General features: G+C 42.0%; 11 protein-coding genes. 4 read left to right on the top strand and 7 right to left on the bottom strand.

Translation table 11 applies throughout. From position 1 onward, the window contains the following. Positions 1-153: 153 nt before the first annotated feature. The 3 genes from JMX50_RS11180 to JMX50_RS11170 form a co-directional block, all read right to left on the bottom strand. Positions 154-1,185, bottom strand: a complete 1,032-nt coding sequence (locus JMX50_RS11180) for a DUF4062 domain-containing protein (protein ID WP_227671036.1) — start codon at positions 1,183-1,185, stop codon at positions 154-156. Positions 1,186-1,417: 232 nt separating this feature from the next. After that, positions 1,418-2,317: a glutamate racemase gene (gene murI / locus JMX50_RS11175; RefSeq protein ID WP_201629610.1), complete on the bottom strand. Its 900-nt coding sequence runs from the start codon at positions 2,315-2,317 to the stop codon at positions 1,418-1,420. Between the two features lie 166 nt (positions 2,318-2,483). After that, entirely contained in the window at positions 2,484-3,221 is a 738-nt protein-coding gene (locus JMX50_RS11170; RefSeq protein WP_201629570.1) for a DUF1285 domain-containing protein, read from the bottom strand. A 658-nt stretch (positions 3,222-3,879) separates the two neighbouring features. Here JMX50_RS11170 and JMX50_RS11165 point away from each other — a divergent pair. Further along, on the top strand, positions 3,880-5,517 hold the full coding sequence (locus JMX50_RS11165; RefSeq protein ID WP_201565185.1) for an electron transfer flavoprotein-ubiquinone oxidoreductase: 1,638 nt from the start codon (positions 3,880-3,882) through the stop codon (positions 5,515-5,517). A gap of 147 nt (positions 5,518-5,664) precedes the next feature. Here the strand turns inward: JMX50_RS11165 and JMX50_RS11160 are convergent, their stop codons facing one another. Beyond that, positions 5,665-7,161: an alanine/glycine:cation symporter family protein gene (locus JMX50_RS11160; protein WP_201565171.1), complete on the bottom strand. Its 1,497-nt coding sequence runs from the start codon at positions 7,159-7,161 to the stop codon at positions 5,665-5,667. A 1,122-nt stretch (positions 7,162-8,283) separates the two neighbouring features. Between JMX50_RS11160 and JMX50_RS11155 the strand changes: the two genes are divergently transcribed. From JMX50_RS11155 to JMX50_RS11145, 3 genes are all read left to right on the top strand, one after another. Beyond that, positions 8,284-8,544: a DUF4212 domain-containing protein gene (locus JMX50_RS11155; protein WP_201565170.1), complete on the top strand. Its 261-nt coding sequence runs from the start codon at positions 8,284-8,286 to the stop codon at positions 8,542-8,544. Between the two features lie 4 nt (positions 8,545-8,548). Then, on the top strand, positions 8,549-10,417 hold the full coding sequence (locus tag JMX50_RS11150; protein ID WP_201565169.1) for a sodium:solute symporter family protein: 1,869 nt from the start codon (positions 8,549-8,551) through the stop codon (positions 10,415-10,417). Between the two features lie 235 nt (positions 10,418-10,652). Further along, positions 10,653-11,198 (top strand): hypothetical protein, encoded by a 546-nt coding sequence (locus tag JMX50_RS11145; protein ID WP_201629569.1) that lies wholly within the window; start codon positions 10,653-10,655, stop codon positions 11,196-11,198. Between the two features lie 87 nt (positions 11,199-11,285). Here JMX50_RS11145 and JMX50_RS11140 read toward each other — a convergent pair whose 3' ends face one another. The 3 genes from JMX50_RS11140 to JMX50_RS11130 all read right to left on the bottom strand — a co-directional run bounded on the left by JMX50_RS11140 (position 11,286) and on the right by JMX50_RS11130 (position 13,443). Next, positions 11,286-11,891: a rhomboid family intramembrane serine protease gene (locus tag JMX50_RS11140; RefSeq protein ID WP_201629568.1), complete on the bottom strand. Its 606-nt coding sequence runs from the start codon at positions 11,889-11,891 to the stop codon at positions 11,286-11,288. 63 nt (positions 11,892-11,954) lie between these two features. Then, a complete protein-coding gene (locus JMX50_RS11135; RefSeq protein ID WP_201629567.1) occupies positions 11,955-13,007 on the bottom strand; it encodes a 5'-nucleotidase in 1,053 nt (350 codons plus the stop codon). Positions 13,008-13,224: 217 nt separating this feature from the next. Beyond that, the gene (locus JMX50_RS11130) at positions 13,225-13,443 is read right to left on the bottom strand and encodes a dodecin family protein (RefSeq protein WP_105246437.1); all 219 of its coding nucleotides are present in this window, start codon (positions 13,441-13,443) and stop codon (positions 13,225-13,227) included. Positions 13,444-13,748 lie beyond the last annotated feature (305 nt).

Below are 13,748 nucleotides of genomic sequence, written 5' to 3'. Positions count from 1 at the left end.
AAAACGTAGCCATGGGCGTCTTAAAATTTATTTAGAGCGCAAAATGTAACAGTTAAATCGTTAGAGGCAGCCATCAATCAGGCTTTTATAGATAAACCTAGCTGATTATAAATTGAATAAGATATTTATTAATAATAAGAGTGATACGTGGCGTTAATTCAGAGGCAGCGACGGCTGACTGTCTATTTTTGGCTTTTTATCGGCCAATAGACTTTTTGCATGGTAGGTGAGTTTCCATAGCTCTTGGGTGACCCGCGTGCCATAAGTGGTTAATTGTATCCAGTTCGCCGCTACTAACTGACGCTGCAATTGATTTAAATCATCCTGAGAAATCTGACAGCGCGCCACAGCATGAACGTTTGGCATGTCTTTTTTAATATCTGCCTCAGCTCTCGTAGCGATTAAGCGATTGATAGCGCTCTGCAAACCATAGCTTGAAAAGGTCGCAGGTATTTTCATCAAGGTGACTAATACCTCTTGCCACGACAAAATCATGGGTCTGGTCACATCGGTTAAATTACCACCCTCATAAGCTTGCGCTTTATATTGAACCTCAAAAGTTTCGGTCAGTATGATGGGTTTACTTACACTATCAGCGGTAAGATGATTAATAATAACTGGATGTTCTTGAGCTTGTTTAGACCCTCTATTGGTCGAAAAGCTAGCAGACATCTCTTCAGTAAGTGCCGATTTATTCGCTTTCATCAGCTCGTCACTGACTCTTACCCAGCCATCCTCTACCCCATGATTGGCGACCATTTTATAGTAGGCTTGAATAAGCAACTGCTCGATATCGTTTTCGTTCTCATAATAATAAATCTTATCGGCTTTTTTGGTCACCATATTGGTGAATTCTTGCAGCTGCCGACTGATATTGACCTCATTATGGTGGCTCTTAACCAATATTAGCAAGGGTTTGAGCTTGGCTTTGGCATTGAGGTAGCTCAAATGCATTTGACTAACACCGGTATTTTGCGCCGTACCATAGCTATCACCAATAATCATCAGCGCATAATCACAGGCATCGATACACTGGCGCCCATATAACGACGCTTTCGGTAATTTGCTAGAAACGTCATAAGTTAAAAATGCGCGGGCTTGAAAAAACATCGCCACACTGTCTAAAACCAACAGCTGGTCGTTGTCAGCGCATATGACGTGAATATGATAGCGACGGTTTGGCACAATCACCTCTAAGCTTAGGTAGTGATATAAATAATAGTCATATCAATTGCTAAATAAATTGCTAACGAAATCAGGAGCATCTCAAATATTCTGTTTAGCAAATACTAGCCTAGCACAATATTACTGAGATGCGTTTAGTTTATTACTAATTCCATTAATATATTGCGGGATTATAACAGCTAGCTGATTATTGAGCAGATAAAAAACGCTTCTTAGGATAAAACAAAGCCGCTTAAGGCGAAAGGTAATAGTGTATATCAGTCTGCTGGCCTAACAAATGCTGTATCACCACACCTAACTGCTCATCATATTTGGTCGCATAAAAGGTCAATGGCGGCGATAGATTCACCCTTGTTGCCTTATCTTTTAACGCCTCATCAGCTGCAACCTCGGCGGGCAACGCCAATAACTGGTTTGTTAACAACAGTTGCTTGACGCGCTCAGCGATTGCTTGCCCTGAGTCGACAATTTGTATCGCTAATTGCTGCTCTGCAATCTCTTGGCGTAAAAACGCTTTAAAAAAGGGATAATGGGTACAGCCTAATACCAACTGGTCGATACCCTCTTGGGTGAATAGGCGTAATTGCTGGCGTAAATCCTGCGCGGTTTTACTGTCTTTTGGCATACCCGACTCAACCCAAGGGACCAATTTTGGGTCAAAATACTTGGTTACTTTGGTGGCATGGGGGCTGGCAACGTTAGTGATGACATCGTTAAGTAACGTCCCATTTAAAGTCGCTTTCGTTGCCAATACCGCGACATGACCGGTTTTACTGGCTAAGACCGCAGGTTTTAAAGCAGGTACCAAACCGACAATGGGCAGCTGCGGATAACAGCGTCTGGCGGTCTCTAATGCATAAGCTGAGGCGCTATTACAGGCGATAACGATAAGCTTGCAGCCTTGTTGGTATAGCCATTCTACCGCTATCAGCGTCAAGGCTTTAATATCCTCACTATCACGATTGCCATACGGTACATGCAAGGTATCAGCATAATAAACATAACGTTCATGCGGTAATTGCTGAGCCAAGTGTAGATAAACCGACAACCCTCCAACGCCCGAATCAAACACGCCTATTGGCGCGCTGCGATCATTTTTAACCGCATTATTTATCACGCTATTATTCGACATAACCTTTTTAATATTCGTATTATGATTGGTAAATATCATTGAGGCTGTATCAAGGCTCTCATAGCTTGTATTGTTTGGAGCTGCTTTTACGGCAATTTTCATTGCTATCTTACCGCCGTTTTTATATAGATGTTAAATATTATCGGATGCTAAATATGTTTTATTCTTAGCTGAATGGCATCGATAATGCATAAGACTTACCGCCACTTTGCAGCGTTAGTATCGTCTCACCATCACGCTCTGTCAATTCCCCAATTTCCGTTAAATGATAAAAGGCGTTACGCCCAATCAGCGCGCGCAAGTTATTTCGTACCATCATATAAGGACGAACTTGGGTATCGCTTTCTAAGGGTTTATTTTCTTTGTTTTTATCATTATCATAAATGCTGCTAGCATTAATATTACTGGTATCGTCTTCAGGTATATAAGCACGCAGACTAATAGTATGCTCATCATCTAAACGCACCACATCGCCCGTGGTGGTGGTAAATTCCAGCCAGCGCTTATCGTCTTCATCAACGATACCGACATCGTTAATCAATAATGGTGCATCTTCTACTTGAATACGCAGCTTTTGTACCGGTGTCTTTAAAAAATACTCAACCTTGCCAGCATTTTCCTCTTTCCATAAGATAGTGGCAAATAAATTAACTAATGACTGCCGGGTCATGTGCACGCCTTCGTGCCACCACTCGCCATTGGCTTTGATAGTCAAATCCATATCCTCTACTTGCTCAGGATGCCATTTCTCAAGAGGCGGTATGGCGCGTCCTTCACGTATGCCGGCTGCCGACTTAAAATACTGGCTAAGCGCATCCATATTTTTAAGCTCGAACGCTATATCATGTGGGGCTTGAGCGTTATTTTCAGCAGCGGTATCGACACTTTTATTGTTATCATTCATCATACAATCCTTTATTTAGTAATCAAAGTTTGGCAAATCTGTTATTACTATAAATTTTAGTTTCGGGTATGATGAAAGCCTATCGTCATTGTACCCCTACTCAGCCATTCTTACCTTAACATTGATACCCAGAAATGCGTATCGTGTTTGTAGGACTTTTCTTTTATAATGAGTAACGATTTTTTATTTCAAATGGTTCAGTGGGTGTTGTATTAATGACACATTTTACGTTGTAGGTTGATATTTTTTATATCGGATATTTTTAATCTTAACGTCGTCAATTGATGCCGCAAAGACAGTTTTTATCGGGCAGCCATATGTCTGAGTAACGTTAGCGCCGCAAGCCTTATTATTCAATTGTTAAGCTAATGATGCCCTGAGATAAGCCACTACAAGTTTAGGAGTAGGTATGCAAGAGCAAGACAATCAAACGCCAGTCGTTGATAGTGACATCGTAAATAGCGATACCGTAAATACTGATACACCAGTAGCAGAAACGGTAACTGTAGAAGCTAAAGAAGTCGCCACGACTGAAGAAGCCGCTGAAGTTGAAGCGACAGAAGCTGCTGCTTCTGTGGTAGACGCTCCTGTGTTAAAAGAAACACCTGAGCCTGTCGTAGAACCGGTCGCCGCAGAGCCTGAAATCGAACGTGAGTCGATGGAATTTGACGTCATTGTCGTCGGTGGTGGTCCTGCCGGTTTGTCTGCCGCCATTCGTCTACGTCAGCTCGCTATCGAAGCTGGTAACGATGAGTTTATGGTTTGTGTGGTCGAAAAAGGCTCTGAGTTCGGTGCGCATACCTTATCTGGCGCTGTCATCGAGCCACGTGCTTTAAACGAGCTGATACCAGACTGGAAAGAGAAAGGCGCACCATTAAACGTGCCAGCCACTGAAGATCGCTTCTACTATTTGAATTCAGCCACTCGTTCAACCAAGGTTCCTGACCCTCTTATTCCAGCCCCAATGCACAACAATGGCAACTATATTGTTTCATTAGGCAATGTGGTTCGTTGGTTAGCCGTACAGGCTGAAGAGCTTGAAGTCATGATGTTTCCAGGTTTCCCTGCTGCTGACATTCTATACAACGATGACGGTTCTGTACGTGGTATCTTGACTGGCGATATGGGTGTGGCTGCCAGTGGCGAAGCCAAGGCTAGCTTTGAGCCTGGTTACGAGCTGCTTGCCAAGTACACTATCTTCGCTGAAGGTAGCCGCGGTCATTTGGGCAAACGCTTAATCAGTCGTTTCGGTCTTGATAAAGACTCTGACCCTCAGCATTACGGTATTGGTCTAAAAGAGCTGTGGGAAGTTGCACCTGAGAAACACGAGCAAGGTGTGGTCATGCATGGTCTTGGTTGGCCATTGACCGAGACAGGTTCTACTGGTGGTTGGTGGTTATACTTTGATGAGAATAACCAAGTCAGCTTTGGTCTTGTCGCTGATTTGTCTTACCACAACCCATATATGTCGCCATTCGATGAGATGCAGCGCTTAAAAACCCACCCTGTCATCAAAAACGTACTAGAAGGCGGTAAGCGCATCTCTTACGGCGCACGTGCGTTGACCAAAGGCGGCTTAAACTCATTACCAAAATTCACCTTCCCAGGTGGCGTGTTGGTCGGTGATGATGCTGGATTCTTAAACCCTGCGAAGATTAAAGGCACGCATACTTCTATGAAGTCAGGCATGCTAGCTGCAGAAGCAATTTTTGAAGCATTACAAGCTGGTCGTGAGCATGACGAAGTAGTGGCTTATACCACTATGTATAAAGAGTCATGGCTGTACCAAGACAACTACGAGTCGCGTAACTTCTCGCCTGCGATACATCGCATGGGTCTGTTTATGGGCGGCGCGTTTACTTTTATCGAGCACAACTTGTTGAAAGGTAAAATGCCATTTACCCTACACGACAATCTTCCTGACTACGATCAGCTAGAACGTGCGGCTCATGCCTACCAGCCAACCTATCCTAAGCCAGATGGTAAATTGATATTTGATAAATTATCGTCAGTATTTGTCTCTAATACCAACCACGCTGAAGACCAACCAACGCATTTAAAATTGACTGATTCAACAGTGCCTATCTCTATTAACTTACCACTATATGCTGAGCCTGCGCGTCTGTATTGTCCAGCGGGCGTTTATGAAGTGGTAAAAGATGCCGAAGGCGCTAAATTTGTGATTAATGCGCAAAACTGCGTCCATTGTAAGACCTGTGACATTAAAGATCCGTCACAGAACATTACTTGGGTGACGCCAGAAGGCGGCGGCGGTCCTAACTATCCAAACATGTAAACCATGTAAACCATGTAAACCATGTAAACCATGTAAACCATGTTTGAGATAAACATAGCTTAATAAAAAAAACCGCTCTTAATGATAAGGGCGGTTTTTTATTGTTTATAACTTTAATGGCTCAATTTCTTGATTGACTGATAAAGGCTAATCAGTCCACGCATCACGATTGGCTTCATCTTTTAATTTCACAAAGTCATCGGGATTAAACTTGATTTGATCGCCCGTTTTACCTTCTTTGATTTGTCTTTCGTAATCGCGCAATATGCGCAGCGCTACGGGTGACAAGATTAAAATCGCTATTAAGTTAACGAGTGCCATTAGACCCATCGATAAGTCAGCGAAGTTCCAAATCGCAGGTAAGCTCGCAATTGCGCCGACAAACACCATGCCCAAAACCATAAAGCGGAAAATCATGATCATTACCTTGGCATTTTTCTCGCCAGAGATAAATTCAAGATTCGACTCACCATAACTGTAATTGGCGATGATAGAGGTAAATGAGAAGAAGAAAATAGCAATCGCGACGAAAATCACGCCCATATCGCCCACATACTGCGACAATGCTAACTGGGTTAACTGAATACCCTCTTGCTCGACACTCGGGTCGACGACGCCAGAGAGGATAATAATGGCAGCGGTTGCGGTACAGATAACCAGCGTATCCATAAATACACCCAGCATTTGCATAAAACCTTGCACCGCTGGATGATCAGGATGGCTTTTTGCCGTTGCTGCCGCATTAGGCGCTGAGCCCATACCGGCTTCGTTAGAAAATAGACCGCGCTTGATACCATTAATCATTGCCTGCGCAATACCATAACCAATCACACCGCCCGCTGCCTGCTCAAAGCCAAAGGCCGATTTTACAATCAAGGCAATCGCCGCTGGGAATTCGCTAAAATTGGTAACAATAATATAAAGCGCCAATAAGATATAAAGAATCGCCATGACGGGCACGATTTTACCCGCGATACGCGCAACCGAACGCAAACCACCAAATACTACTGGCGCAACCAGTAGCACCAATACCAAACCTGTCATCCATGTTGGGATACCAAAGGCTTCATTGGTCGCTTGTGCAATCGTATTTGACTGCACGCCGTTGAATGCCAAACCAAAAGCAACCAACAAACAAAGCGAGAAAAATATCGCAAGCCAACGTTTACCCAAACCTTTTTCGATATAGTAAGCCGGTCCACCGCGATAGACATTGTCATTATGCGGCACTTTATAGGCTTGCGCTAAAGTTGACTCGATAAAACTGGTCGACATCCCCACGATCGCTGTCATCCACATCCAAAATACGGCACCTGGTCCACCAAGATAGATAGCAATGGCTACCCCTGCCAAGTTACCCGTACCAACGCGCGCCGCCAGTGAGGTCATCAGCGCCTCAAACGAGCTGATACCACCATCTTTACGGCCTTGATTTGACACCCGTAATAATTGCCACATATGACCGAAGTGACGAAATTGAATAAAACGCGTAGCAACGGTAAAATAAAGACCGGCACCAATCAAGACAAACATCAACAAGCCATACCATGGATTGCTGGCGATTAACCAATCATTATTACCCCAAATAATACTAACACCGTAATTAACGATGCTATTAAACCAACCTGCTATGCCTTCATTCATACTATATTTCCCTGACTGACTTTCTATATTTTTAACATATGTTATTAATTAATGTGACTGTCTACCCTCTTATGACGCTTTGTTCTCTCCTGACCTCTCTAACAGTACTGGAAAGCTAAGCAATAAAGTGGCAATGAAATCACCCATATCATGTTGGCGTATTTTAACTGACTGGCGATTATTTAACTATTTCAATCCTTTATTTAGAACCTTTAATATCTGTAAACTTTTGACGAGTAAAAGACTTTAAATAAAAAATCTATTGTTATAAATAAATAATAATGAAAAACTTTTAAGACTGATTCATAGTGATGAAAGTATGACTATCTTTATATAACGCTTATTTATTATAAAAAAATTTGGCAATATAACGTTTGCTTATGAGTTCTTGATTCTTATTTTTGAAATAAATGCTATTTTTAACTTATAGCTATTAATATAGCCATAAGAATAAATCCTTAACGTTAATAAGGTGTTAGTAGGCTATTCTATTAGAGACAGGAGATTTATTAACTTTTACTAACATAAGTTATACTATAGTTTCTATGGAACAAATATTTAGTTACATAAAGTAAATAAAATTTATTTATTGTTAATTAAGTCAATATTGTATATATTCCTAATAAGTTTATAAAAAATGCTTGCAATACTTACTGGAATGAATAATTTTGAAGTATTGAAGCCATATTATCGGGAAGATGATATGAATGATAAGACAGAGGATTGTCAGCCAATACCGACCTTCCTATTTAAATATCACTATTTATATCCGCTTAATTTAATAAAAACTTCTTCATCTCTGTTAATAGATAAAGAAAGAATGAATTTTTAACCGGTTTATATTGATTTTATCCTGCAAATTTTATGCTGTCGTCGTACCCAGCAACTTAACATCAGTGTATGTATCGCTAGCATTGAAAAAAATTTGCTCATATGTTGATAATTTTGGGTTACTTATCCTGATTGATCATTCTGCTTTAGCCGTTCGTCTACCGTTTTTATGGTTATAAGATGGACTGAGTGTCACACTGCTTTTTGTAGTAGCACAAACACTAAAGCAAAATGACTTGTCAGACTCAAATCAGTGACCTTGTTTTTAAGCTAGACAAAAGGAGTTGTCCTATGGAAAACCACAACGATTCATCAGGTTATTGGCGTGCCAATCTCCGTCTCATTAAAGTTAGCCTTGTCATTTGGGCCTTAGTCTCTTATGGTTTTGGCATCTTACTACGTCCATTATTGTCAGGTATTAGAGTAGGCGGTACCGATATAAGCTTCTGGTTTGCACAACAAGGGGCTCTTATCGTATTTATCGCTTTAATCTTCTTCTATGCATGGCGCATGAATAAACTCGATAAACAATATGGTGTAGACGAGGAATAGTCCTATGAGTCAATTTACGATTAATATTATTTTTGTAGGTCTATCCTTCGCTTTATACTTCGGTATTGCTTGGTGGGCACGTGCAGGTTCGACCAGTGAGTTTTATGTTGCTGGCGGCGGTGTACATCCAGTAATGAATGGTATGGCAACGGCTGCTGACTGGATGAGTGCGGCGTCATTTATCTCAATGGCAGGTATTATTGCAACCGGCGGCTATGCGGCATCAACGTATTTAATGGGCTGGACAGGCGGTTATGTTCTACTGGCTATGCTCCTAGCGCCTTACTTACGTAAATTTGGTAAGTTCACGGTTCCTGACTTTATTGGGGACCGTTTTTATTCTAAGACTGCGGCCATGATTGCCGTTGTTTGTTTGATTATTGCTTCAACCACTTATGTTATCGGTCAGATGACCGGTGCTGGTGTGGCATTCTCACGCTTCTTAGAAGTTGATAACACCACCGGTCTGATTATTGCGGCGGTTGTGGTTTTCTTCTACGCCGTACTTGGTGGTATGAAAGGGATTACCTACACGCAGGTTGCGCAGTATGTGGTTCTAATGATTGCGTATACCATCCCTGCCGTCTTTATCTCACTTGAACTGACGGGTAACCCGATTCCAGGTCTTGGTTTATTCTCAAACCATGTTGAAGCAGGCATTCCTATTCTGACCAAGCTTGACCAAATCGTCGTCGACTTAGGCTTTACCGCTTATACCGCTGACGTGCCGAACAAGCTAAATATGGTGCTGTTTACTTTATCATTGATGATTGGTACCGCCGGTTTACCGCACGTTATCATTCGCTTCTTCACGGTTCCTAAAGTTGCTGACGCCCGTTGGACAGCTGGTTGGACATTGGTATTTATCTCGCTACTCTATTTTACTGCTCCGGCAGTAGGTGCGATGGCACGTTTAAACCTAATCGATACCATTTATCCACAAGGTGTTGATGCCCCTGCGATCGAGTATGATCAACGTCCAGACTGGATGAAAACATGGGAAGATACCGGTCTTATTAAATATAACGATCTAAATAACGATGGTCGTATTCAGTTATATAGCGATAGTGGACTTGGTGCAGCAGAGCTTGCATTGGCTGCGGCTACCGCTGACGGTGGTGATGTTGCTGCCGCTACTACGACGGTTGAAGAAGCAAAAGCTGAGCATGCTTTAGAGCGTGATGGTGTGTTTGTTGATAGAGGTTGGGCAGGTAACGAGCTTGACGTCAACGCTGATATCTTGGTATTGGCTAACCCAGAAATCGCACAGCTACCAGGTTGGGTTATCGGTCTTATCGCCGCCGGTGGTTTGGCAGCAGCGCTTTCAACGGCAGCTGGTCTACTACTCGCAATCTCATCTGCGATCAGTCATGACTTAATCAAGCGTAACCTGAATCCAAATATCACTGATGCAGGCGAGCTAAAAGTCGCGCGTATCACGATGGCTATCGCGATTGTGGTTGCGACATGGCTCGGTATTAATCCCCCAGGATTTGCCGCACAGGTCGTTGCATTAGCCTTTGGTATTGCAGGTGCATCACTGTTCCCTGCATTGATGATGGGTATTTTCTCGAAGCGTATTAATAACTTGGGCGCCATCGCTGGTATGCTCACAGGTTTGATTAGTATCTTGGTTTATATCTTCGTCTTCAAAGGCTGGTTCTTTATCACTGGTACGGCAAACTTTCCTGATACGGAAGAGTATTGGTTACTTGGTATCTCACCATTATCGTTTGGTGCGATTGGTGCATTACTTAACTTCATCGTCGCATTTGCCGTTTCTTATGCAACTGCGCCACCACCAGCCCATATCCAAGAGTTGGTTGAAAGCGTACGTTCGCCACGCGGCGCTGGCGGCGCAATCGATCACTAAGCTTAGATATAAGCTAAAAAATGATGTGCAAATGATAAGTTCTTTTTTACGATAATATATCACTCACAGGCAGCAGCTGCTTGTGAGTGATTTTTTTATCCATCGCTCTTAAAAGTAAAAATAATGAGAAACATGATCATAAGTGACATAATAAATGCGCTTAACATACTTGTAATCGTAGGTTTGTTTTTAATAATTGGTATTAAATGCGCTAATGGCGTTAAGGAAAAGTCTTATGCTTTTTGAGTTTATCGCGACCATAGCCGCTGGGTTTGGTTTGGCTGGGATAGCATTGGTTATCACTCACCTGAGTAAACTTGCCGGTAAAAAAGCGCCAAGATGGCTTATTCCATTATTTGGTGCCATCGGTATCTTTGGCTTTCAAATAAGCCAAGAGTATAGCTGGTTTGGTCAGCAGGTCGCACAGCTTCCTGAAGGTGTCCATGTGGTCAAAAAAGTTGAAGAAGGCACGTGGTTTCGTCCTTGGTCATATGTTAAACCACAGACATTACGCTTTATCGCCGCTGATAGCGGACACGCTCGCGCCAACGCCGATGCGCCAAATATTTACTTGGTGAATTTATATTTGTTTGAAAGACGTAGAAGTGTGCAGCAAGTACCACAAGTGATTGACTGTGCCGCCCCTGCCCGTGCAGACTATGTGTTGCAAGAAAAAGACAGTAACCTGAGTATCGATGAGCATGTAAAGCAAACCACCAAGTGGCGAGCTTTAGAAAAGAGCGACCCGCTATATATCAATGTTTGTATCAATAAGAAATAACCCACTTATTGGGTTTTACAAACTTATTTATAAATATCTCCGTACTTGATTGAATAGGCTGTCTTAATATATGTGCCTAAAATAAAATTAACGACGATTATTTACTCTGATATAGGCGTGCTTAGAATTGGCACCCAACAACAAACCGGCGCATAACCCACCAAAATGCGCCGCAAATGAGATACCTTGCTGCGGCATCAAACCTTGTTTAATAGTCAACCAATAGCCCGTCCCCATCACGATACAAGCCAATAAGTAGCCCCAGCGCCTTGCAAATACTGCGCCGCCTATCATATAACCAAGCATCGCAAAACACAGCCCCGACGCGCCAATATGAATAGAAGAAGGCGAGCCAAGCACCCAAGTCACCAATCCTGACGCCACGATTAATTTGAGTACCGTACGATAAGCATTATTTTCAAACAGCCCAAACAAAAACAGAATTTGTAATAGCGTTAACGTATTGCCAAGTAAATGGGAAAAATTGCCGTGCATTGTCCATGATGCAAAAACTCCAATCATACTGCCAACGTCTAATGCTCGTGGCACAATACCAAAAATATTCCATAGACCAAAAAACACCGCTTCATTCAGCACATACATGCTCCACATGGGTATGAGCACAAACGCATATAAGCCGATGACTTGCTTAATCCGCTCCATCACCAAGGTTAGTAATTGCTGCCAATTCATATTAGGTATTACCTTTTTAAGCCTCTTAATTTTATATAAGCGCTACATTTTATAAAAACACTATCAACGACTGACAGAAAAAAGTGGGTTTTCTACAGGTTTAAATGACAATAACGACGCGTCTTTATCAGCCGTCAGAATACTATTGGCATGAAGTAACGAGGTCGAATGATAAGGTACCAAAGCGGTCGGCACAAAACTACGAGCAGCATCAATATGTTTAACTGAATCATCGAAGAAAATATGCGGCGCAAAGGTTTTTAGCACCGCTGTTTTCTCAAGCCCACCTAAGAAAAACGCCATATCGAGATCAACACCCCAATCACGTAGCGTTTTAATCGCCCGTAAGTCCGCAGGGGCATTACGGGCAGTGACTAACGCTATCTTCATGGGAGAAGTATGCAAGCTTGCAGGCAATCGCTCTTGCATTTTTGACAGCTTAATCAACAGCTCTGCATAAGGTCCTTTTTCTATCGGTAAATCCCGCATTTCGGCTTCACGCTCATGAAAAGCCCGCAACCCTTTTTGTTTATAAAGCAGCTCACCTGAATCATCAAACAACACCGCATCACCATCAAATGCGATACGCAGCTGCTTAGTATCGAGCTCATAAGTATTTACTGGTGTGGCATCTAATATCGCACAGGCACAAATATTGGCATCGGCAACTTGCTGAGCGTCATCACGATTGGTGGTCAAAAACAAATCCACATTAAAATCTTTAATATAAGGCGCTATAGGGCTTCCGGATATAAACGCCGAGCGAGAAATGGTTAAACCATGTTCACGAATTGCATTAAGCACCTGAATACCTGTATCAGGGCTACTTTTTGAGACGATAACCACTTCTACCAATGGCGTCTCGATACCTGCGTCCTGCGTCTCGCAATCATGGCAATAATTATTCAAATTTAACAATGCTTTAATAAGCGGATAGCCGGCTCCAATGCTGAGCGAATCATTCTCGCGCTCAGCCATATAGTCGCGGAACTCTTTAATCGCATCGCTAGGTCGCTGCTGCAATAATGCTATCAAGTGATTTTCAGACTCTGATAAATCAAATAAAGCGGTTGCTGATATCGCAACGATCAAGGTATTGGTAAAATCAACTGCCATAGCTTTCTCTATTTATAAAAACTTTGTTAAAAAATCATGTTAAAAATATCGAACAACCAGTTTACTACATCTACCTCAATCTATAATGTTAAGAAATTTCTATGAGTAAATCTTTGTTTTATGGCTGGTTAAAAGACATAAAAAAAAGCCTGCATACACAGGCTTTTTATTTTTTAATAAATCAGGTTTATAAGTAATTTGGCATTGTTAATAATAATTAACTAAGGTCAGTATCTTCATTAATGACAAAGCTCACAATCATAATGACATGATACTTATTAATCTTACCATCGGTAATACCAACTTTCTGCTCTTTTACCCAAGCACCTTGAACATTGTTAACGGTTTTGGCGATACGCGCCACGCCTTTTTGAATAGCGTCTTCAAAACTTGTTTCTGAGGTGCTGCTTACTTCAATATTCTTTGCAATAGTCATAATCATCTCATCCTTGTGATTATTAATTTTTATGATATTAAGTTCATTTATAAAAGCCCATGTTTCTCTAGCAATCCTGCATCGATAACATGAACTGTAATAATCATAGCTTTAATAAGTCATCTCAACAATACATAGCTGTTAAGTTATGTATTAAGGATATGTAAAATAGTTTTCTAACCGCAACCTTTGGACAAAGAAAAGCCCCTCAACAATTAAGTTGAGGGGCGATTCAGGAATAGAGAGCTGACGATGACCTACTCTCACATGGCCGGAGCCACACTACCATTGGCGCGATGATGTTT

Source organism: Psychrobacter maritimus, assembly GCF_904846345.1.
GTDB classification, from domain to species: domain Bacteria; phylum Pseudomonadota; class Gammaproteobacteria; order Pseudomonadales; family Moraxellaceae; genus Psychrobacter; species Psychrobacter maritimus.
Note: the sequence above shows the minus strand (reverse complement) of the source record. Positions and strands in the feature narration are given on the sequence as shown.

Coding starts and splice junctions, on each gene's coding strand:
- JMX50_RS11130 (WP_105246437.1), bottom strand. CDS start 13,443: ATGACTATTGCAAAGAATATTGAAGTAAGCAGCACCTCAGAAACAAGT.
- JMX50_RS11170 (WP_201629570.1), bottom strand. CDS start 3,221: ATGAATGATAACAATAAAAGTGTCGATACCGCTGCTGAAAATAACGCT.
- JMX50_RS11135 (WP_201629567.1), bottom strand. CDS start 13,007: ATGGCAGTTGATTTTACCAATACCTTGATCGTTGCGATATCAGCAACC.
- murI (WP_201629610.1), bottom strand. CDS start 2,317: ATGTCGAATAATAGCGTGATAAATAATGCGGTTAAAAATGATCGCAGC.
- JMX50_RS11140 (WP_201629568.1), bottom strand. CDS start 11,891: ATGAATTGGCAGCAATTACTAACCTTGGTGATGGAGCGGATTAAGCAA.
- JMX50_RS11155 (WP_201565170.1), top strand. CDS start 8,284: ATGGAAAACCACAACGATTCATCAGGTTATTGGCGTGCCAATCTCCGT.
- JMX50_RS11165 (WP_201565185.1), top strand. CDS start 3,880: ATGGAATTTGACGTCATTGTCGTCGGTGGTGGTCCTGCCGGTTTGTCT.
- JMX50_RS11150 (WP_201565169.1), top strand. CDS start 8,549: ATGAGTCAATTTACGATTAATATTATTTTTGTAGGTCTATCCTTCGCT.
- JMX50_RS11160 (WP_201565171.1), bottom strand. CDS start 7,161: ATGAATGAAGGCATAGCAGGTTGGTTTAATAGCATCGTTAATTACGGT.
- JMX50_RS11145 (WP_201629569.1), top strand. CDS start 10,653: ATGCTTTTTGAGTTTATCGCGACCATAGCCGCTGGGTTTGGTTTGGCT.